Raw genomic sequence first — 17,875 nt, forward strand, 5'->3', positions numbered from 1 at the left:
CCGACCGGCTGGGGTCAGCGGGACCTGGCGCCGCCCCGGCGGTGCAGCCGGCCGCCCCTGCCCGTGGGCGCGCCAGCGGCGGGTTCGTGCTCGTGCCCGGCCGGCTGTGCTGACGCGTCCGGCTGGGCCGGCTCCGCCCGCCGGGCCCCGGCCGGCGGCTGCTGCTCCGGGACGCGTTGCTCGGGCACCCCGGCGGTGCGGCGGTAGATCTCCCTGCGCCGCTGCTGGGCCCGGCGCAGGGCGTCGGCCAGCACCATCCGCTCCTGCTCCCGGGTGGCCGTGCCCTGGATGGTGGCGAACTCGGCGTTGGACAGCTCCTCCAGTTCGGCCAGCCGCCGTCGCGCGTCGGCCAGCTCGGTGCTGCGATCGGTGTCCACCGGCTCGTGCAGCCGGGCCCGCACGTAGGGGTTGTCCCGGGTCAGGCCGCCGCTCAGCCGCCCGTACAGGCCCAGGAACAGCAGCAGCATCCCGGACACCACGCTGAACACCACGTTCTGCATCTGGAAGGCGAGCAGGTTCAGCGCGGGGGAGTTCAGCACGAACAGGTTCACCAGCCCGGACAGCAGGAACAGCAGCCCGATGACGATCATGGTGGTGGACGCGACCGCCCCGCCGACGACGGCCGCCGCCACCAGCACCACGCCGACCAGCACCGAGATGGTGGCCAGCAGGCCGTTGCTGGACAGGCCGAGCACGAGCTGCCCCTGGGTGGAGGTGTAGGCGAGCCGGTTGGTCAGGCCCAGCACCCCGAAGATCGTCAGACCGACCCCGAACAGCGCCGCGCCCAGCCGGTACACCCGGTTCAGCGGGTGTTGGGTCAGGTAACGGTCCATCCTCATGGCGGCACCTCCGGTGTTCCGAGGTCCGTGTCGCGGTCCGCGCGCGGCGGTCGGGGCCCGCACCGGCCGTCCACACCGGCCGCGGTTCGCGGGCGGCCGCGGTGTTCCCGACTGACGGTGCCCCCGACTGACGGTGCCCCCGACTGACGGTGCCCCCGACTGACGGTGCCCCCGACTGACGGTGCCCCCGACTGACGGTGCCCCCGATCGCCACTCCCCAGTGTCCGCCCAGGTGGCCACCTGCGCAGCGGCTGGCCCAAAACCGCCCATACTAGCGGCGGCAGCGCCCGCACTGGCGTCGAACACCTGTTCGGGTACGCTGTTGTGCACAGGAGGGCCGGTTATCCACAGGACGAGCACTCCGTCGCAAAAACGTCAGTCCTTGGCCGTAGCGTCGACGGCGACAACAACAACCGCTCGCCAACCGAGCAAGCACGCAACTTGAGGTGGACACTCCGATGGCACCAGCACCCGATCGGGACAAGGCGCTTGAGCTGGCCCTGGCTCAGATCGACAAGCAGTTCGGCAAGGGATCGGTCATGCGGCTCGGTGACGAGGACCGCCCGCCGATCTCGGTGATCCCCACCGGCTCCATCGCCCTGGACGTGGCCCTCGGCATCGGGGGCCTGCCCCGCGGCCGGATCGTGGAGATCTACGGCCCGGAGAGCAGCGGTAAGACCACGGTCGCCCTGCACGCGGTGGCCAACGCCCAGCGCGCCGGCGGTATCGCCGCCTTCATCGACGCCGAGCACGCGCTCGACCCCGAGTACGCCAAGGCGCTCGGGGTGGACACCGACGCCCTGCTGGTGTCCCAGCCGGACACCGGTGAGCAGGCGCTGGAAATCGCCGACATGCTCATCCGCTCCGGCGCGCTGGACATCATCGTCATCGACTCGGTGGCCGCGCTGGTTCCCCGCGCCGAGATCGAGGGCGAGATGGGCGACAGCCACGTCGGCCTGCAGGCCCGGCTGATGAGCCAGGCGCTGCGCAAGATCACCGGTGCGCTGAACAACTCGGGCACGACGGCGATCTTCATCAACCAGCTGCGCGAGAAGGTCGGCGTGATGTTCGGCAGCCCCGAGACCACCACCGGTGGCAAGGCGCTGAAGTTCTACGCGTCGGTCCGGCTGGACGTGCGGCGCATCGAGACGCTCAAGGACAGCGGGGACGCGGTCGGCAACCGCACCCGGGTCAAGGTCGTCAAGAACAAGGTGAGCCCGCCGTTCAAGCAGGCCGAGTTCGACATCCTCTACGGCCAGGGCATCAGCCGGGAGGGCTCGCTCATCGACATGGGTGTTGACCAGGGCATCCTGCGCAAGTCCGGCGCCTGGTACACCTACGAGGGCGACCAGTTGGGCCAGGGCAAGGAGAACGCGCGGCGGTTCCTGCGGGAGAACCCCGACGTGGCCAACGACATCGAGAAGCGGATCAAGGAGAAGCTGGGCATCGGTGTGATCTCGGACGGCGATGACAGCGCGCCGGCCCCGGTCGACTTCTGACCGGCCCGTGTCTGGTCAGGCTGTGCCCGGGTCGGACGGACCTGGGCGGGGCACCCGAGCGCGTGGTGGTGGCCGGAACACCCGTTCCGCCGCCACCACCGGGCCGGCCGGTCAGGACGGCGCCGGCCGCGCCAGGCCGGTGGACGAGGCGGCCAGGGCCAAGGAGATCTGCCTGAACCTGCTCACCGCCCGGCCGCGCACCCGGGCGCAACTGCACCAGGCGCTGCTGCGCAAGGGCATCAGCGCGGACGTGGCCGACCAGGTGCTGGCCAGGCTGGACGAGGTCGGCCTGATCGACGACGCCGCCTTCGCCGAGGTGTGGGTGCGCTCCAGGCACACCTACCAGGGCCTGGGCCGGCGGGCGCTGGCGGCGGAGCTGCACCGCAAGGGGGTGGACGACGAACTGGTGGCCGAGGCCGTGGCCGCCGTGGACGAGGAAGCCGAGGAACACCGGGCTCGGCAGTTGGTGCGCAAGCGCCTGCGCGCCATGGGCGCGGCGGACGAGGCCACCAAGATTCGCCGCCTGGTGGGCACCCTGGCCCGCAAGGGGTACGGCGAGGGCCTGGCCTACCGGGTGGTGCGCGACGAACTGCGCCTGGCCGGCGAGCAGGCCGACGAACTGGACCAGGCCACCTGGGACTGACCGAGGCACCCGCCGCCGCGAGCAGACCGTTCGCACCCCGTAAGCCGCCCGGCCGCGCAGCGCCGTTCGGGTGGCCGGAACGGGTGTCGCGGCCTAGTCGCGGGTTTCGGTGGTGAGCCAGGCCAGGTAGTCGGGGTTGCCGCCGGTGATCGGGGTGACGATGACCTCCGGGACGTCGTAGCCGTGGTTGGCCCTGATGTGCTCGGTCAGGGCGGCCACGCGGTCGGCGGCGGTCTTGATCTCCACGCGCCACTCCTGGTCGACCCGCACCTCGCCCGCCCAGCGGTACACGCTGGTGATCGGGCCGACGATCTGGGCGCACGCGCCCAGCCGGGCCTCGACGACCGCGCCGGCCAGGGTGCGTGCGGCCGCCTCGCTGTCCGTGGTGGAGGAAACGATCACGTGTTCGGCTGCCATGCCCGCAGGGTAGCGATCCCGGTGCGGTCCCCGAGGCGGGAAAACCGGTTGCCGCTGGCGGGGCCCGCCAGCACGCTGTGGTGATGACCGCCACCGGTTCCACCCCGCTGCCGACGACCGTCGCGACCGCCGGGTCAGCTCGTCAGCGGCAGCGGTCCGCCCGCGCGGAGAGGACGAACCGGGCGGCGCGGTGACCACGGCGCTGGTGGCGGGGCTGCTGGCCGGGTACGGCATCGCCCTGCCGGTGGGCGCGGTGGGTGCCTACCTGGTGGCGTTGACCGCGCGCACCTCGCTGCGCACCGGCTTGTGCGCCGCGCTCGGCGTGGCCAGTGCCGACGGGTGCTACGCCCTGGTCGCGGTCGCCGGTGGAGCGGCACTGGCCGACTGGGTCGCACCGGTCGCGGTGCCCCTGCGCTGGGTGTCGGCCGCGGTGCTGGTGGGGATGGCCGGGTGGGGCGCTGCCACCGCGATCGGCCGGTACCGGCGGGGCGAAACCGGGGCCAGCCGTGCCGGGACAGCGCTGAGCGGGGCACGCGCCTACGCCAGCCTGTTCGGGATCACCCTGCTCAACCCCGCCACGGTCGGGTACTTCGCCGCGCTGGTCGTGGGCGGTCAGCACACGGTGGTCGACAGCGCGGGCGACGGCGTGGTGTTCGTGTGCGCGGCCACGGCCGCCTCAGCCAGTTGGCAGGTGCTGCTGGCCGGTGGGGGTGCCCTACTCGGCGCGGTGCTGACCGGGCCGAAGGGACGGCTGGCGACCGCGGTGGCGGCCAGCCTGCTGGTCACCGGGCTGGCCGTGAGCCTGGTTATTCGCGTGTGAGTGGCACGACCGCGCTTGTACGCTGCCCGGCGCCAACGGGTCACCATCATGGGGGAGGCGCTGTGCCGAGGCTGGCTGGTCAGGTGCTCATCTTCGACGCCGACGACACGCTGTGGGAGAACAACTACCTGTTCGAACGGGTCATCGAGGACTTCCTGGACTGGCTGGACCACCCCACCCTGGACCGGGCCGAGCTGCGGGCGATCCTGGACGACATCGAGCGGGCCAACTCGGCGGCGCACGGCTACGGCAGCAAGGTCTTTCTGCGCAGTCTGGGCGAGTGCGTGGCGCGGCTGCGGGAGCGGCCGGTCACCGAGGCGGAGCGGGAGCACATCGCCACGCTGGCCAGCGCGCTGCTCAACCACGAGGTGGAGTTGATCCCCGGGGTCGCCGAGACGCTGGACGAGTTGGGCGGCCGGCACGAACTGCTGCTGCTCACCAAGGGCGACGCCGAGGAGCAGCAGCGCAAGCTGGACGCGTCCAACCTCGTGCACCACTTCCGCGGCGTGCACATCGTGGCCGAGAAGGGCGTGGACACCTACCGCCAGCTCGCCGAGGAGCGGTCGCTGTCGCTGGAGCAGACCTGGATGATCGGCAACTCGCCGAAGTCGGACATCCTGCCGGCACGCCAGGCCGGGATGAACGCGGTGTTCATCCCGAACGAGAGCACCTGGGTGCTGGAACACGGCGAACTCGACCCCACCGACCAGCGGGTGCTGCACCTGCGGGCGTTCCCCGAGCTGCGCGAACACTTCTGAGCGGGTAACCCGCCCGCTGGCCGCCCACCAGCACCTCGACCGGTCCGCCAGCCGGGCCACCCGCCTGGCCCGACCCAGGTTTGACCCGGGTGGGAAGCGGTACACGGGGGCGCGTGGGCTGGGCGACGCGGGAAGCCGGAGCCAGCGGCTGGGCAGCGCTGGCGCTGCTGGCCGTGTTGACCGCGCTGACCGGCTGCGCCGCGCCGGAACAGCAGGTCGACACCGTCGGCCAGGACGTGTGGTCCCAGGTGCGCACCCTGCAACTGGTGGTGCGCGCCGACCGCCGGGTCGACGGGATCACCACCCCGCTGGACGTGGCCGTCACCGAGGCCGGCGAGGGCCTCGCCGACGCCGAGCGGCAGGCCCGCGACCTGCCGGCCGGCACGGCCCGCCGCGCCGAGCTGCTGGCCGTGATCGGCCGGGCCCGCGCCGCGGTCGGCCAGCTGCGTGGGGCGATCCAGCACCGCGACACCAGCGGCGTCGACCAGGTCGAGCACACCCTCGGTGCGCTGGCCGGCCAACTGGACGCGCTGGGTGTCAGCCGATGAAGAAGTGGCTGGGCCTGACGCTGGGCGTGCTCTCCGCGGTCGGCGGGTTCGTCGACATCGGTGACATCGTGGAGAACGGGCTGGTCGGCGCCCGCTACGGGATGAGCCTCACCTGGGTGATCGTGCTCGGGGTGATCGGCATCGCCACCTACGCGCACATGTCCGGCCGGATCGTGGCGGTGTCCGGTCGGCCCGTGTACGACCTGGTCCGGGAACGGCTCGGGGCCAAGGCGGCACTGGCCAACCTGGTGGGCTCGCTGCTGATCACCCTGCTCACCCTGGCCGCCGAGATCGGCGGAGTGGCGCTGGTGATCGAACTGGCCACCGGCGTGGACCACCTGGTCTGGGTGCTGCTGGTCGGAGTGGGCCTGTGGCTGGTGGTGTGGCGGGTGCGGTTCCAGACCATGGAGCAGACCCTCGGGTTCGCCGGACTGGCCGTGGCCGTGTTCGTGGTGGCCGTGTTCTGCCTGGACCCGGACTGGGGCACGCTGGGCAGCCAGGTGGTGCGGGTGACCCCGCCCGAGGGGGAGCCGCTGCCGACCTACCTGTACCACGCGATCGCGCTGTTCGGCTCCGCCATGACCCCCTACGAGGTGTTCTTCTTCTCCTCGGGTGGGGTCGAGGAGAAGTGGTCCCGGGCGGACCTGGCCGTGGTGAAGATGAACAGCTTCGTCGGCTTCCCGCTGGGTGGGCTGCTCGGGCTGGGCATCGCCGCGGCCACCGCCGCCGTGCTGCTGCCGGCCGGCGTCCAGGTGGACAACATCAGCCAGGTGCTGCTGCCGGTGGCGTTGTCCCTCGGTGGGGTGGGCCTGGTGATCGGGTTGTTCGGGTTCGCGGCGACCACGGTCGGCGCGGCCCTGGAGACCGGGCTGTCCGCCGGGTACGCGGTGGCGCAGTTCTTCGGCTGGGAGTGGGGCAAGCGGGTCCGGCCGGCCGGTGCGGCGCGGTTCCACCTCGCGGTGGCGCTGAGCCTGCTGGCGGGCGCACTGGTGGTGCAGACCGGCGTCGACCCGGTGGCGCTCACCGAGTACTCCCTGGTGTTCTCGGCGGTGGCGTTGCCGCTGACCTACCTGCCGGTGCTGATCGTCGCTAACGACACCGACTACCTCGGTGAGCACGTCAACGGCCGGATCAGCAACACGCTCGGCCTGCTCACCCTGGTGGTCGTGGTCCTGGCCGCGGCCGCCGCCATTCCGCTGATGATCGCGACGGGAGCGGGTGCGTGATGTGGTGGCAGGGCCAGCGCACGGTAGACCTGGTCAGCGAGCTGCTCGACCGGCAGATCGAGGACGACGACGGTCGGGGCGTGGGCAAGGTCGACGACCTGGAGCTGGTCCGCCGGGCCGATGGCCGGTGGGAGGTCACCGAGCTGCTGCTCGGTGGCCGGGCGCTGGCCGGTCGCCTCGGTGGCCGGGTGGGCCGGTTGGTCGGCTGGCTGACCCGCCGCCTGCACGGCAGCGACCAGCCCCGGGGCATCCCGCTGAGCAGGGTCACCGCCATCGGCCCGGCCGTGCGCGTGCCCGCCGAGGTGGCCGACGCGGTGCGCAGCCCCAGCGAGCGGTGGCTGCGCGAACGCGTGATCAGCCGCGTCCCGGGAGCCGGCCGTGCGCGCGAGTGAGGTGCTGGACCGGCCGGTGGTCGACCCCGAGGGCCGGCGGGTCGGCCGGATCGTGGAGGTGCGTGCCACCCCGGAGCAGAGTCCAGGCACCCAGGTGATCATGGTGGTGGACGGCTTCGTCATCGCCAGGGGCCACCTGCGGCTGCTGGACTACCAGCGCTACCACGAACACGGCCCGGCCCTGCTGCGCTGGCTGGTCAAACGCCTCCACCGGTGGTCGCGCTTCGCCCCGCACGACACCCTCACCCTGCCGGACGGGCCGGGGCCGGCACGACTGGGCGTGGCCTGGACCGAACTGCCCTACCTGCTCGACGTGGCCTGGCCAGACTGAGCGGCCCGACTGACCGGCCCGACTGAGCGGCCCGGCGGGTGGGCCCCGACGGGTGGCCCCGACTGACCGTGCCCGCCGACCGTGCCCGGCTGCCGGGTGCCGGAAACCTGGGTGCCGGAAAGGGGGGCGGAACCGGGGGCGGAACCGGGGCGTCCGGTCAGAACGCCGGCAGGGTGTGCCAGGCCAGCCCGGGGTCGCTGGCGCCCTCGCGCCGCACCTCGCCCTCGATCAGGCCGTAGGGCCGGTCCGTCGCGACGAACACCTCGTTGTCGTTGGTCAGCCCGAACGGGGTCAGGTCCACCGGGACGTGGTGGCGGTTGGGCAGGGACAGCCGGATCTCCCCCACGTCGGGCCGGGCGGCCAGCACGGCCTCGCCCATCGCGTACAGGGTCTGCTGCAGCGACCGGCTGTGCTGGTCGGCGAACACACCCACCAGGCAGGCGCGGACCTCCTCGAACGCCGCCCGCCAGGCCACGTCCAGGTGCTGGTAGCGCCAGCGCGCGGTCACCGAGGTGGCCAGCACGCGGTCGGTGGTCTCGGGCAGCGTGGTGTACCGGTCCCTGGGGAAGCCGTGGAACTCCGAGCCGGCCGTCTTGAGCAGCACCAGGTCCCGCAGCCCGGACACCACCCACGCCTGGCCGGCGGCCACGGTCACCGCCGTGGTCCGCGTTTCCCCACCACCCCGCGCGAACGCGTGCGGGTGCGGCTGGCCGGCCACGGCCACGCGCCGCCAGTGGTGCTCGTCGACGAGGACGCGGGCCTGGTCGATGGCTGCCTGGGTGGCCACGAAGTGCCGGCCCAGCCGCAGCGCGAACTCCTCGATCTCGCCCACCGGCTGCTGCCCGGCCAGCGCGTACACCGTGTTCTTCTGCGTGTCCGTGGTCAGCACCTTGGTGTTGTCACCGGTCAGGTGGGTGTCGGCCAAATCGCCGCGCAGTGCCGTGCTGATCGTGAGGTCGCGCAGGTGGTGGGCGTCGGGCTCCCGGCTGACCGTCACCAGCCGGACCTCGGCCTTGCCGTACTGGTTGGCGCCCAGCCGGATGGCGCCAGGCGCGGTGAGTTCGGTGGGGACGGGATCGGGAGAGGTCAGCACGGATCGGTCAGCTCCCTCGGTAGGTGGAGAAGGCGAACGGGCTGAGCAGCACCGGCACGTGGTGGTGACCTCCCGGGTCACCGATCCGGAAGGTCACGCTGACCTCCGGGTAGAAGCCGGTGGTGGCGGTGGCCGTGAAGTAGGCGTCGGTGTCGAACACCAGCCGGTACACCCCGGCGGCCAGCCGGGCCGGACCGAGCTGGCGAACCCGCCCGTCCGCGTCGGTGCGCGCCTCGGCCAGCACCCGCCAGCCGGTGCCGGTCCGGGCCTGCAACACCACGGGCACACCGGCGGCTGGCCGGCCCCGGGCCGCGTCGAGCACGTGGGTGGTCACCGCGCTGGCCGGCTCGCTCACCCGGTCACCCGCCCCGGCCCGGCGTCCTCGGCCAACACGCGCCGCAGCCGCAGTGCCGCGATCGCGCGCAGCTCCCGGTTGACCACGCGCAGCTCGGTGCGCGGGTCGTTGTCGAGCCGCCGCCACAGGTCGGCCAGCAGCTCCTCACCGCCGCGCCCGCTGGCGGACACCAGGTAGACGTGGCCGAACCGCTCCTCGTAGCGCAGGTTCGCCAGCCGCAGCCGTTCGGCCAGGTCGGGGTCGCGCCCGGGCACCCCGGCCTGCTCGGCCCGGGCCCAGCGCGCCGAGGCCCCAGCCGAGGCGGGCGGCTCGCCCAGCCGGGGATGGCCGGCCAGGGCGGCGCGGATCTCCGCCGCGGTCAGCGACCGCGCGGCCCGGTCCGCCGCGGCCAGCAGTGCGTCCACAGTGGAGTACGGGCGGCCGGCCAGCAGCGCGGTCACCCAGCTCGGCACGGCCAGGCACGCGGTGAGCAGCGGGGACAGTTCCGCCGGCGGAGCGGAGTTGAACCAGGCCAGGCCAGTGGTGGGCGGGCGCTCCGGCATGCCGTGTCCTGTCCGTCGGATGACGTTCGCGGCCGGACCGGGACGGCGACCGGGAACATCACCGACCTCTCTCCCCATCGGAACAGAAATTCCAATTTCTCGGACGTTACGAGTGGTCCCGGACACTGTCAACAAGTGTGGCCCGGGCACCACCGGGCAGCGCGGAAGACGCCCGCACCGGGCCAACAGCACTGGTCCGATCGGGGGGCGAAGTAGGCTGCCGCTGACGTTGACACCAGGTGAGCCCCGGGTTTCCCGTGCGGTCGGGCGGCCATCAGGGGTCCCCCGACCGTGGAGGTGCGATGCCCGCGCACGTGCTGCTGGCCCCGGACAAGTTCAAGGGCTCGCTCACCGCGGCGCAGGCGGCGTCCGCGCTGGCCAGGGGGCTGGCCGCGGTCCGTCCCGAGGTGCCGGTGCGGTGCCTGCCGGTGGCCGACGGCGGCGACGGCACGGTCGACGCGGCCGTGGCCGCCGGCTACCAGCGGATCACCCGCACGGTCACCGGCCCCACCGGGGAGCCGATCGCCGCCGGCTTCGCCGTGTCGGGTGACACCGCGGTGGTGGAGGTGGCCGCCGCGTCCGGGCTGAGCGCGCTGCCCGGCGGCCGGCTCGCCCCGCTCAGCGCCACCAGCACCGGCACGGGTGAGCTGCTGCGCGCCGCGCTGGACGCCGGCTGCCGCCGGCTAGTGCTCGGGGTGGGCGGCAGCGCCTGCACCGACGGGGGCGCCGGCCTGGTGCGCGCGCTGGGCGGCCGGCTGACCGACGCCACCGGAGCCGAGCTGGCCCCGGGCGGGGCCGCCCTGCGCGACCTCGCCGAGGTGGACCTGAGCGGACTGGACCCCAGGCTGGCCGAGGTGGACCTGGTGCTGGCCAGCGACGTGGACAACCCGCTGCTGGGCGAGCACGGCGCCGCCGAGGTCTACGCGCCGCAGAAGGGCGCCGGCCCGGCCGAGGTCGCCATCCTGGCGGCCGGGCTGAGCCGGTGGGCCTCGGCCGTGGCCGCCACCACCGGCCGGGACCTGGCCGGGGCGCCGGGCGCGGGCGCGGCCGGCGGTATCGGGTTCGCCGCGCTGGCCGTGCTCGGCGCCCGCCGCCGACCCGGCATCGACATGCTGCTGGAGCTGGCCGGGTTCGCCGAGGCGCTGCGCGAGGCGCGGCTCGTGGTCACCGGCGAGGGCTCCCTGGACGAGCAGACCCTGCGCGGCAAGGCACCGGCCGGGGTGGCCGAGGCCGCCAGGGCGGCCGGCGTGCCCGTGGTGGCGGTTGCCGGGCGGTGCCTGCTGGACGCCGACGCCCTGGCCGCGGCCGACATCCGCGCGGCCTACGCGCTCACCGACCTCGAACCCGACCCGGCGCGGTGCATGGCCGAGGCCGACGCGCTGCTGGAGCGGCTGGCCGGCCGGCTGGCGCGGGACTGGCTGTGACACGTGTTTCGCGTCCCCGGGTGATTCGCTAGCGTCACAGCACGACAACTGAACGGTGTTTCGCTGGCATTCGCGGAACAGGTGAACTCAGCGGACACCGGGAGGAGTTCCCGTGGCCGCGTTCGACCTGGTGTTCCGGGCCCGTCGGGTGATCACCCCCGAGGGCGAGACACCGTGCCGGGTCGGGGTCCGCCACGGCCGCGTCGCCGCTGTCGAGCCGCTGACCGGAGTCGAGGCCACGGCCTGGCCGGCCGACCGGGTGGTCGAGCTGGCCGACGACGAGGTGCTGCTGCCCGGCCTGGTCGACGCGCACGTGCACGTCAACGACCCCGGCCGGGCCGAGTGGGAGGGCTTTCCCTCGGCCACGCGCGCGGCCGCGGCCGGCGGCGTCACCACCGTCATCGACATGCCGCTGAACAGCGTGCCGCCCACGGTCGACCGGGCCGGCCTGGCCGCCAAGCGCGCCGCCGCCACCGGCCGGGTGCACGTGGACGTGGGCCTGTGGGGCGGGCTGGTGCCGGGCAACCGCGGTGAGCTGCCGGCCCTGCACGCGGCCGGCGTGTTCGGGTTCAAGTGCTTCCTGCTGCACTCCGGGGTGGCCGAGTTCCCGCCGGTCTCCCCGGCCGACCTGGTCGCGGGCCTGCGGGTGCTGGCCGACCTGGACGCGTTGGCCATCGTGCACGCCGAGGACGCGCACCTCGTCGCGCGGGCCGCGCCCGGCCCCGCCACCGGCGGCCAGGCCGCCAGCTACGCGCGCTTCCTGGCCTCCCGCCCAGCACTGGCCGAGCACACCGCCATCGCCGCGGTGCTCGCCGCCGCGGCCCGGACCGGGGCCCGCGTGCACATCCTGCACCTGTCCAGCGCCGACGCCCTGCCGATGCTCGCGGCGGCCCGCCGCGACGGGGTGCGGGTGAGCGTGGAGACCTGCCCGCACTACCTGAGCTTCGCCGCCGAGGAGATCCCGGACGGGGCGACCCAGTTCAAGTGCTGCCCGCCGATCCGGGAGGCGGCCAACCGGGAGCGGCTGTGGCGGGGCCTGGCCGACGGCGTGATCGACTACGTGGCCAGCGACCACTCCCCGTGCCCGGCCGAACTCAAGCGGCTGGACGTCGGTGACTTCGACCTCGCCTGGGGCGGGGTGGCCAGCCTGCAACTGGGGCTGCCCTCGGTGTGGACGCAGGCGCGGCGGCGCGGTTTCGCCCTGACCGACGTGGTCCGCTGGCTGGCCGACCGGCCGGCCGCGATCGCGGGCGTGACCGGCAAGGGCCGCATCGCGGTCGGCCACGACGCGGACTTCTGCGTGTTCGCCCCGGACGCGGCGTTCGTGGTGGACGCGGCCCGGCTGCACCACCGCCACCCGGTGACCCCGTACCACGGCCGGACGCTGACCGGCGTGGTGCGCCAGACGTGGCTGCGCGGCCGCGAGGTGACCGGTGACGTCCCGCGCGGCCGTCTGCTCAGCCGAGGGCACCAGGTGGAGGAGGAGCGATGACCGGCAGCACCGAGCACGCCGACCCGCCCGCGTGGACCGGGCTGCCCGACCTGGCCTCCCGCGCCGTGGGCGGCAGCGCGGTGTGGGCCAGTGACGAGCTGTTCGCCGACCGGGAGAACCTGATCGTGCCGGCCGAGCCCGAGCACCGGCCGCACACCTTCGGCCACCGGGGGCAGGTCTACGACGGCTGGGAGACCCGCCGGCGCCGCGGTCCCGGCCAGGACCACGCGGTGGTCCGGCTCGGCCTGCCCGGCCGGGTGCGCGGCGTGGTGGTGGACACCGCGTTCTTCACCGGCAACCACCCGCCGTTCGTGTCCGTGGCGGGCTGCGGGGTGGAGGGCTACCCGAGCCCGGAGGAGCTGGCCGAGGCGGACTGGGAGCCGGTGGTGCCGAAGTCACCGACCGTGGGCGACCACCGCAACCACTACCCGGCCACCAGCGACCGCCGCTACACGCACCTGCGGTTGACCATCTACCCCGATGGTGGGGTGGCCAGGCTGCGGGTGTTCGGCGAGCCCATCGCCGACCCCCGCGACCTGCTGCTGCCCGGTCCGGTGGACCTGGCCGCGCTGGAGACCGGCGGCCGGGTCACCGCGTGCAGCGACATGTTCTACTCCTCCCCGACCAACCTGCTGGCCCCCGGACCGGCCCGGGTGATGGGGGAGGGCTGGGAGACCGCGCGCCGCCGCGACGGCGGCAACGACTGGGTGAGCGTGCGCCTGGCCGCGCCGGGCGTGCCGCGGCTGGCGGAGCTGGACACCAGCCACTTCATCGGCAACGCCCCCGGCTGGGCGGCACTTCGCGGGTGCGCCGCGCCGGTCGGCGCGGACGCGGCGGCGGAGGAGGAGTGGTTCGACCTGCTGCCCCGCACCCGGCTGCAACCCGACACCCGGCACCGGTTCCGGTTGGCCGGCGACCGGCCGGTGACCCAGGTGCGACTGGACATCCACCCCGACGGCGGCATGGCCAGGCTGCGGCTGTTCGGCGACCTCACCCGGGCCGGCCAGGCCGAACTGGTGCGCCGCTGGTTCAACCACCTGCCGGCGGCCCAGGCCACGGCGGTGCTGGCCGCCGGGTGCGGCGTCCCGGCCGGGCGCGCGGCCGACCTGGTCGCCGCCCGCCCCCTGGGGGACCGGGCCGACCTGCCCGCCGAACTGGCCCCGCTGCTCGGCCGGGCGCTGGACCGGAACCCACCGGGGCGGAACCCGGGCTGAGCCGACCCGGTTCGCCCTCCGGGGACGCTCGGCCGGACCACCGGCCACCGACGCCGCCAGCCACAGACTTCGCCAACCACCGACTCCGCCAACCACCGGCTCCGCCAACCGCGGACACCAGCACGAGCCGGACCGCGTCGAGCCGGACTATCCACAGTGGACTCGACAGGTCCGGCAGGCCAGGTGCGGCGCGCCGAGCCAACCCGCTCCCGCCCTGACCCGGCACGCTCCGCTACCCGCCACGCTCCGCTACCCGGCATGCTCCGCTGTGCGCTCGACCGGCCCCGGGTGTACACCCCCCACCCACCTCGGGGGGCGAGCCCTGCACCAGCCTATCGGCGGCAGCCCGGAAAACCAGGGCGGCGCGAGCGGCTGTGGACAACTGCGGAGCCTGTGCACAACCCGTACCACGAATGGGGGTATTTGGGCTGGTCAGGGCACTCCGGCGGTACACTCCGCGGCCGTCAGCGCGAGGCTGGTCGGTAGTGCCGCCAGTGCCTGCGCCAACCGGGCGTGCACGCCCTCGGCGCCGTCCGCGCCGCCCGCGGTGATCCAGTCCTCGGTGGCGCACCGCCAGGCCACGACCACCTGGTCGACCAGCAGGCGCAGCCGCAGGTCGCCGGCTGGCCCCAGGCCCAGCCGCGCGCCCACCTGACTGACGATCTCGCGCTGGACGTTCGCGCAGAACACCATCCCGTAGGCGCGCAGGGTGGGCGTGTCCGCGAGCAGCCGGCGCTCCCGCAGGTAGCGGTCCCACCACTGGTCGTCCCCGCTGATCTCGACGATCGAGCGCACCGTGTCCAGCAGGGTGTCGCCTACCGCGGTGAGCAGCATGCCGCACAGGTCGCGGTCGGCCAGCGCGGTGACGAACTCGCCCCAGAGTTCCGTCTCCCCGGTCAGCACGGCTTCTTCCTTGCAGCTGAAGTTGCGGAAGAACGTGCGCTTGGACACCTCCACCGCGCCCACCACCTGGTCCAGCGTGGTCGCCTCGAATCCCCGCTCGGTGAACAGGCGCAGCGCCGCGTCGGCCAGCGCGCGCCGGGTGCGCAGCTTCTTGCGCTCCCGCAGCGGGAGGTCGCCGCCCCGCGGCACGCCCGGGACCGGTGCCAGATCGCCCCGGTTGACGGTGTCGGCCGGGGAACCCGCGGAGGTGGACATGCGGCGAGTGTAACGCCGGGACGCGCCTCAGACGCTTACGCTCCCGAGGGGCAAGTGCCACTTGATAACTTGTGCCACTGAGTGGCAGCATCCGGCTGTCCGGTCACGGCCGGCCGGAGCACCACCGGCGGGAGAACCGCCGGCTGGAGAACCACCGGCCGAAGAACCCACCGGCCGGCGAACCGATCTGTGGAGGAACAGCTGTGCGAGCCTTGGTCGTCGACCACGCGGCACCCGGGAACCTCGTCCTCGGCGAGGCCGCCGACCCGACCCCCGCGCCCAACCAGGCCCTGGTGCGGGTGCGGGCGATCTCGCTGAACTACGGCGAGGTGAAGTTCGGGCTGGAGAACGCGCCCGACGGCACCGTGCTGGGCTGGGACGCGGCTGGCGTGGTGGTCCAGGCCGCCGCCGACGGCTCCGGGCCGGCGGTGGGCACGCCCGTGGTCACCCTCGCCGACGGCGGGGCCTGGGCGGAGCTGCGGGCCGTGGACACCACCATGCTCAGCGCGGTGCCGGCCACCGCCGACCTCGGTGCGATCAGCACGCTCCCGGTGGCCGCCGGGACCGCGCTGCGCGCCCTGCGGCGACTCGGCCCGGTCATCGGCCGGCGGGTGCTGGTCACCGGCGCCACCGGCGGGGCCGGCCGGTACGCCGTGCAGCTCGCCGCGCGCGGCGGCGCGCACGTCGTCGCCACGGCCACCAACCCCGACCACGCCGACGGCCTGCGCGCGCTCGGCGCGCACGAGGTCGTGCGCGACCCGGAGGAGCTGACCGAGCGGGTGTTCGGCGTGCTGGACATGGTCGGCGGCCCGGTGCTGGTCAAGGCGTTCGCCGTGCTGGAGGGCGGCGGCACCCTGGTCAACATCGGCCACACCACCGGTGAGCCCGAGGTGTTCGAGTTCGGGGCGCTGCTCGCCACGGACGGCCGGCACGACAAGTCGCTGACCACCTACTACCTGCTGGATGACACGGTGGGGCTGGACCGGGACCTCGGCTGGCTCGCGCGCGAGGTCGCCGGGGGACGGCTGGACCCGCAGATCACCTGGCGCGGCAGCTGGGACCAGGCCGTCGAGGCCACCCGGGCGCTGCTGGAGCGCCGGCTGCACGGCAAGGCCGTGCTGGAGTTGCCGGCCTGAACCGGCCGGCGCGCGGTGGGGAACGCGGCCGAGGTGGTCGGCGCCGCCCCGGTTCGCCCGCGTCCCCACCGCGCTTCTCTGCGCAGCGGGATTCCAGGCCAGCGGTCACGCACGGTGATGGACTGCGTTGTTAGCGCGATCGGGTGGCGGGGGAAACACGCCCGTAACGCCGCCGGCTGGACAGTTCACGCCACGGAAACCTGAGACGAGACCTCGTGAAACAGGGCCTGCCGATGCTCCCGGGCAACCGAAGCGCACTGGAGGTCGACGTGAACGCAGGGGACACGGCGTGGATGCTGACCAGCGCCGCCCTGGTGCTTCTGATGACACCGGGGCTGGCCTTCTTCTACGGGGGCATGGTCCGCAGCAAGAGCGTGCTCAACATGCTGATGATGAGCATGGGGGCACTGGGCCTGGTCGGTGTGCTGTGGGTGCTCTACGGGTACTCCATGGCCTTCGGCAACGACGTGGGTGGCGGCCTGCTCGGCGCGCCGTTCGAGTTCCTCGGCCTCAACGGCCTGCTCGGCGCGGACTCGCTGGCCGGAACCATCCCCAGCACGGTGTTCGTGGCGTTCCAGGCGATGTTCGCCATCATCACCGTCGCGCTGATCTCCGGCGCGATCGCCGACCGCGCCCGGTTCGGGCCGTGGCTGCTGTTCGCCGGACTGTGGGCGACCGTCGTGTACTTCCCGGTCGCCCACTGGGTGTTCGCCTTCGACGCCGGTGACGGCAGCACGGTCGGCGGCTGGATCGCCAACCAGCTCAAGGCCATCGACTTCGCCGGCGGCACCGCGGTGCACATCAACGCCGGCGCCGCCGGCCTGGCCCTGGTCCTGGTGCTGGGCAAGCGGATCGGCTGGCCCAAGGAGCCGATGAAGCCGCACAACCTGCCGCTGGTGACGCTGGGCGCCGGGCTGCTGTGGTTCGGCTGGTTCGGGTTCAACGCCGGCTCGGCGCTGACCGCCGGCACCACCGCCGGGGTCACCTTCGTCAACACCCTGGTCGCCACCAGCGCGGCCATGCTGGCCTGGCTGCTGGTCGAGCGCGTCCGCGACGGCCACGCCACCACCCTGGGCGCGGCCTCCGGCGTGGTCGCCGGCCTGGTCGCGATCACCCCGGCCTGCTCGTCGGTCACCCCGGTCGGCGCGATCCTGATCGGCGCGATCACCGGCGCGCTGTGCGCCCTGGCGATCAGCCTGAAGTACAAGCTGGGCTACGACGACTCGCTCGACGTGGTCGGCGTGCACCTGGTCGGCGGCCTGGCCGGCACCGTGCTGATCGGCTTCTTCGCCAGCGACGCCGCGCCGGCCGGGGTGAACGGCCTGTTCTACGGCGGTGGCGTGGACCAGCTGTGGCGACAGGTGGTGGGCGCGCTGTCGGTGCTGGTGTACTCCTTCGTGCTCAGCCTGGCGCTGGGCTGGATCGTGCAGAAGACCGTCGGCTTCCGGGCCTCCGCCGAGGCCGAGACCGGCGGCATCGACGAGGCCGAGCACGCCGAGCGCGGCTACGACTTCGGCGGGTTCGGCGGCGGCCTGCGCGGCTCGGGCACCGTCCACACCGGGGGCAAGGCCCCCGTCCTCGAGGGGAGCAACCAGTGAAGCTGGTCACCGCGATCATCAAGCCGTTCACCCTGGATGACGTCAAGGCCGGCCTTGAGCAGCTCGGCGTGCACGGCATGACCGTCAGCGAGGTGCAGGGCTACGGCCGCCAGAAGGGCCACACCGAGGTCTACCGGGGCGCCGAGTACGCCGTGGACTTCGTGCCCAAGCTGCGCGTGGAGGTGCTCATCGACGACAGCGCCACCGAGAAGGTGGTCGAGGCGCTGGTCGAGGCGGCCCGCACCGGCAAGATCGGCGACGGCAAGGTCTGGGTCACACCGGTGGACACCGTGGTCCGGGTGCGCACCGGGGAACGCGGCACAGACGCCCTGTGACCAGGGAAGACGTGACCGCGCAAGCTGTGAGCGGGCAAGCTGTGGCCGGGCGAGC

Annotated in this window: 19 protein-coding genes and 1 pseudogene; 14 read left to right on the plus strand and 6 right to left on the minus strand. The window is 73.7% G+C overall.

Translation table 11 applies throughout. The annotated features are described in order from the left end of the window. Positions 1 to 14: 14 nt before the first annotated feature. Complete coding sequence (locus LX83_RS11170) at positions 15 to 839, minus strand: DUF4383 domain-containing protein (protein WP_253770050.1); 825 nt, start codon at positions 837 to 839, stop codon at positions 15 to 17. Positions 840 to 1,297: 458 nt separating this feature from the next. Between LX83_RS11170 and recA the strand changes: the two genes are divergently transcribed. Together recA and LX83_RS11180 are read left to right on the plus strand one after the other, a co-directional pair. Beyond that, positions 1,298 to 2,338 (plus strand): recombinase RecA, encoded by a 1,041-nt coding sequence (gene recA / locus LX83_RS11175; RefSeq protein ID WP_253770052.1) that lies wholly within the window; start codon positions 1,298 to 1,300, stop codon positions 2,336 to 2,338. Between the two features lie 139 nt (positions 2,339 to 2,477). After that, on the plus strand, positions 2,478 to 2,981 hold the full coding sequence (locus LX83_RS11180) for a regulatory protein RecX (RefSeq protein ID WP_253770189.1): 504 nt from the start codon (positions 2,478 to 2,480) through the stop codon (positions 2,979 to 2,981). A gap of 93 nt (positions 2,982 to 3,074) precedes the next feature. On the opposite strand, the gene cutA is transcribed toward LX83_RS11180, so the two are convergent. Further along, positions 3,075 to 3,398 (minus strand): divalent-cation tolerance protein CutA, encoded by a 324-nt coding sequence (cutA, locus tag LX83_RS11185; RefSeq protein ID WP_253770054.1) that lies wholly within the window; start codon positions 3,396 to 3,398, stop codon positions 3,075 to 3,077. 190 nt (positions 3,399 to 3,588) lie between these two features. On the opposite strand from cutA, the gene LX83_RS11190 reads away from it, so the two are divergent. The 6 genes from LX83_RS11190 to LX83_RS11215 all read left to right on the plus strand — a co-directional run bounded on the left by LX83_RS11190 (position 3,589) and on the right by LX83_RS11215 (position 7,473). Further along, positions 3,589 to 4,218, plus strand: coding sequence for a LysE family transporter (locus LX83_RS11190; protein ID WP_253770056.1), 630 nt, complete (start codon positions 3,589 to 3,591; stop codon positions 4,216 to 4,218). A gap of 71 nt (positions 4,219 to 4,289) precedes the next feature. Beyond that, a complete protein-coding gene (locus LX83_RS11195; RefSeq protein ID WP_253770191.1) occupies positions 4,290 to 4,976 on the plus strand; it encodes an HAD family hydrolase in 687 nt (228 codons plus the stop codon). 113 nt (positions 4,977 to 5,089) lie between these two features. After that, positions 5,090 to 5,524: a hypothetical protein gene (locus LX83_RS11200; protein WP_253770058.1), complete on the plus strand. Its 435-nt coding sequence runs from the start codon at positions 5,090 to 5,092 to the stop codon at positions 5,522 to 5,524. Further along, positions 5,521 to 6,750 carry an NRAMP family divalent metal transporter gene (locus LX83_RS11205; RefSeq protein ID WP_253770060.1) on the plus strand — a complete coding sequence of 410 codons (1,230 nt, stop codon included), beginning with the start codon at positions 5,521 to 5,523 and terminating at the stop codon, positions 6,748 to 6,750. The genes LX83_RS11200 and LX83_RS11205 overlap by 4 nt, the downstream gene beginning before the upstream one ends. Continuing rightward, on the plus strand, positions 6,750 to 7,142 hold the full coding sequence (locus LX83_RS11210) for a PRC-barrel domain-containing protein (protein ID WP_253770193.1): 393 nt from the start codon (positions 6,750 to 6,752) through the stop codon (positions 7,140 to 7,142). Before LX83_RS11205 ends, LX83_RS11210 begins: the two co-directional genes overlap by 1 nt. Then, a complete protein-coding gene (locus LX83_RS11215; RefSeq protein WP_253770063.1) occupies positions 7,129 to 7,473 on the plus strand; it encodes a hypothetical protein in 345 nt (114 codons plus the stop codon). The genes LX83_RS11210 and LX83_RS11215 overlap by 14 nt, the downstream gene beginning before the upstream one ends. A 157-nt stretch (positions 7,474 to 7,630) precedes the next feature. Here the strand turns inward: LX83_RS11215 and pucL are convergent, their stop codons facing one another. The 3 genes from pucL to uraD are packed head-to-tail and all read right to left on the minus strand — an operon-like array spanning position 7,631 to position 9,463. Then, on the minus strand, positions 7,631 to 8,566 hold the full coding sequence (gene pucL, locus LX83_RS11220) for a factor-independent urate hydroxylase (RefSeq protein WP_253770065.1): 936 nt from the start codon (positions 8,564 to 8,566) through the stop codon (positions 7,631 to 7,633). 7 nt (positions 8,567 to 8,573) lie between these two features. Beyond that, on the minus strand, positions 8,574 to 8,921 hold the full coding sequence (gene uraH, locus LX83_RS11225; RefSeq protein ID WP_253770067.1) for a hydroxyisourate hydrolase: 348 nt from the start codon (positions 8,919 to 8,921) through the stop codon (positions 8,574 to 8,576). Next, positions 8,918 to 9,463, minus strand: coding sequence for a 2-oxo-4-hydroxy-4-carboxy-5-ureidoimidazoline decarboxylase (gene uraD / locus LX83_RS11230; RefSeq protein WP_253770069.1), 546 nt, complete (start codon positions 9,461 to 9,463; stop codon positions 8,918 to 8,920). The genes uraH and uraD overlap by 4 nt, the downstream gene beginning before the upstream one ends. 302 nt (positions 9,464 to 9,765) lie before the next feature. On the opposite strand from uraD, the gene LX83_RS11235 reads away from it, so the two are divergent. From LX83_RS11235 to alc, 3 genes and pseudogenes are all read left to right on the plus strand, one after another. After that, entirely contained in the window at positions 9,766 to 10,887 is a 1,122-nt protein-coding gene (locus LX83_RS11235; RefSeq protein WP_253770071.1) for a glycerate kinase, read from the plus strand. A 112-nt stretch (positions 10,888 to 10,999) separates the two neighbouring features. Beyond that, positions 11,000 to 12,379, plus strand: a complete 1,380-nt coding sequence (gene allB, locus LX83_RS11240; RefSeq protein WP_253770073.1) for an allantoinase AllB — start codon at positions 11,000 to 11,002, stop codon at positions 12,377 to 12,379. Then, positions 12,376 to 13,407, plus strand: a pseudogene (gene alc / locus LX83_RS11245) (allantoicase); the annotation flags it as partial. The gene allB and the pseudogene alc, both read left to right, overlap by 4 nt. A gap of 618 nt (positions 13,408 to 14,025) precedes the next feature. Here the strand turns inward: alc and LX83_RS11250 are convergent. Then, complete coding sequence (locus LX83_RS11250) at positions 14,026 to 14,751, minus strand: TetR family transcriptional regulator (RefSeq protein WP_253770075.1); 726 nt, start codon at positions 14,749 to 14,751, stop codon at positions 14,026 to 14,028. Between the two features lie 203 nt (positions 14,752 to 14,954). Here LX83_RS11250 and LX83_RS11255 point away from each other — a divergent pair, with 203 nt between their 5' ends. The 3 genes from LX83_RS11255 (at position 14,955) to LX83_RS11265 (ending at position 17,820) form a co-directional block, all read left to right on the plus strand. Next, complete coding sequence (locus tag LX83_RS11255; protein WP_253770077.1) at positions 14,955 to 15,887, plus strand: zinc-binding dehydrogenase; 933 nt, start codon at positions 14,955 to 14,957, stop codon at positions 15,885 to 15,887. A 269-nt stretch (positions 15,888 to 16,156) separates the two neighbouring features. Next, complete coding sequence (locus LX83_RS11260; protein ID WP_253770079.1) at positions 16,157 to 17,485, plus strand: ammonium transporter; 1,329 nt, start codon at positions 16,157 to 16,159, stop codon at positions 17,483 to 17,485. Continuing rightward, the gene (locus tag LX83_RS11265) at positions 17,482 to 17,820 is read left to right on the plus strand and encodes a P-II family nitrogen regulator (RefSeq protein WP_253770081.1); all 339 of its coding nucleotides are present in this window, start codon (positions 17,482 to 17,484) and stop codon (positions 17,818 to 17,820) included. Before LX83_RS11260 ends, LX83_RS11265 begins: the two co-directional genes overlap by 4 nt. Positions 17,821 to 17,875 lie beyond the last annotated feature (55 nt).

This window comes from Goodfellowiella coeruleoviolacea (genome assembly GCF_024171785.1).
Lineage (GTDB): Bacteria > Actinomycetota > Actinomycetes > Mycobacteriales > Pseudonocardiaceae > Goodfellowiella > Goodfellowiella coeruleoviolacea.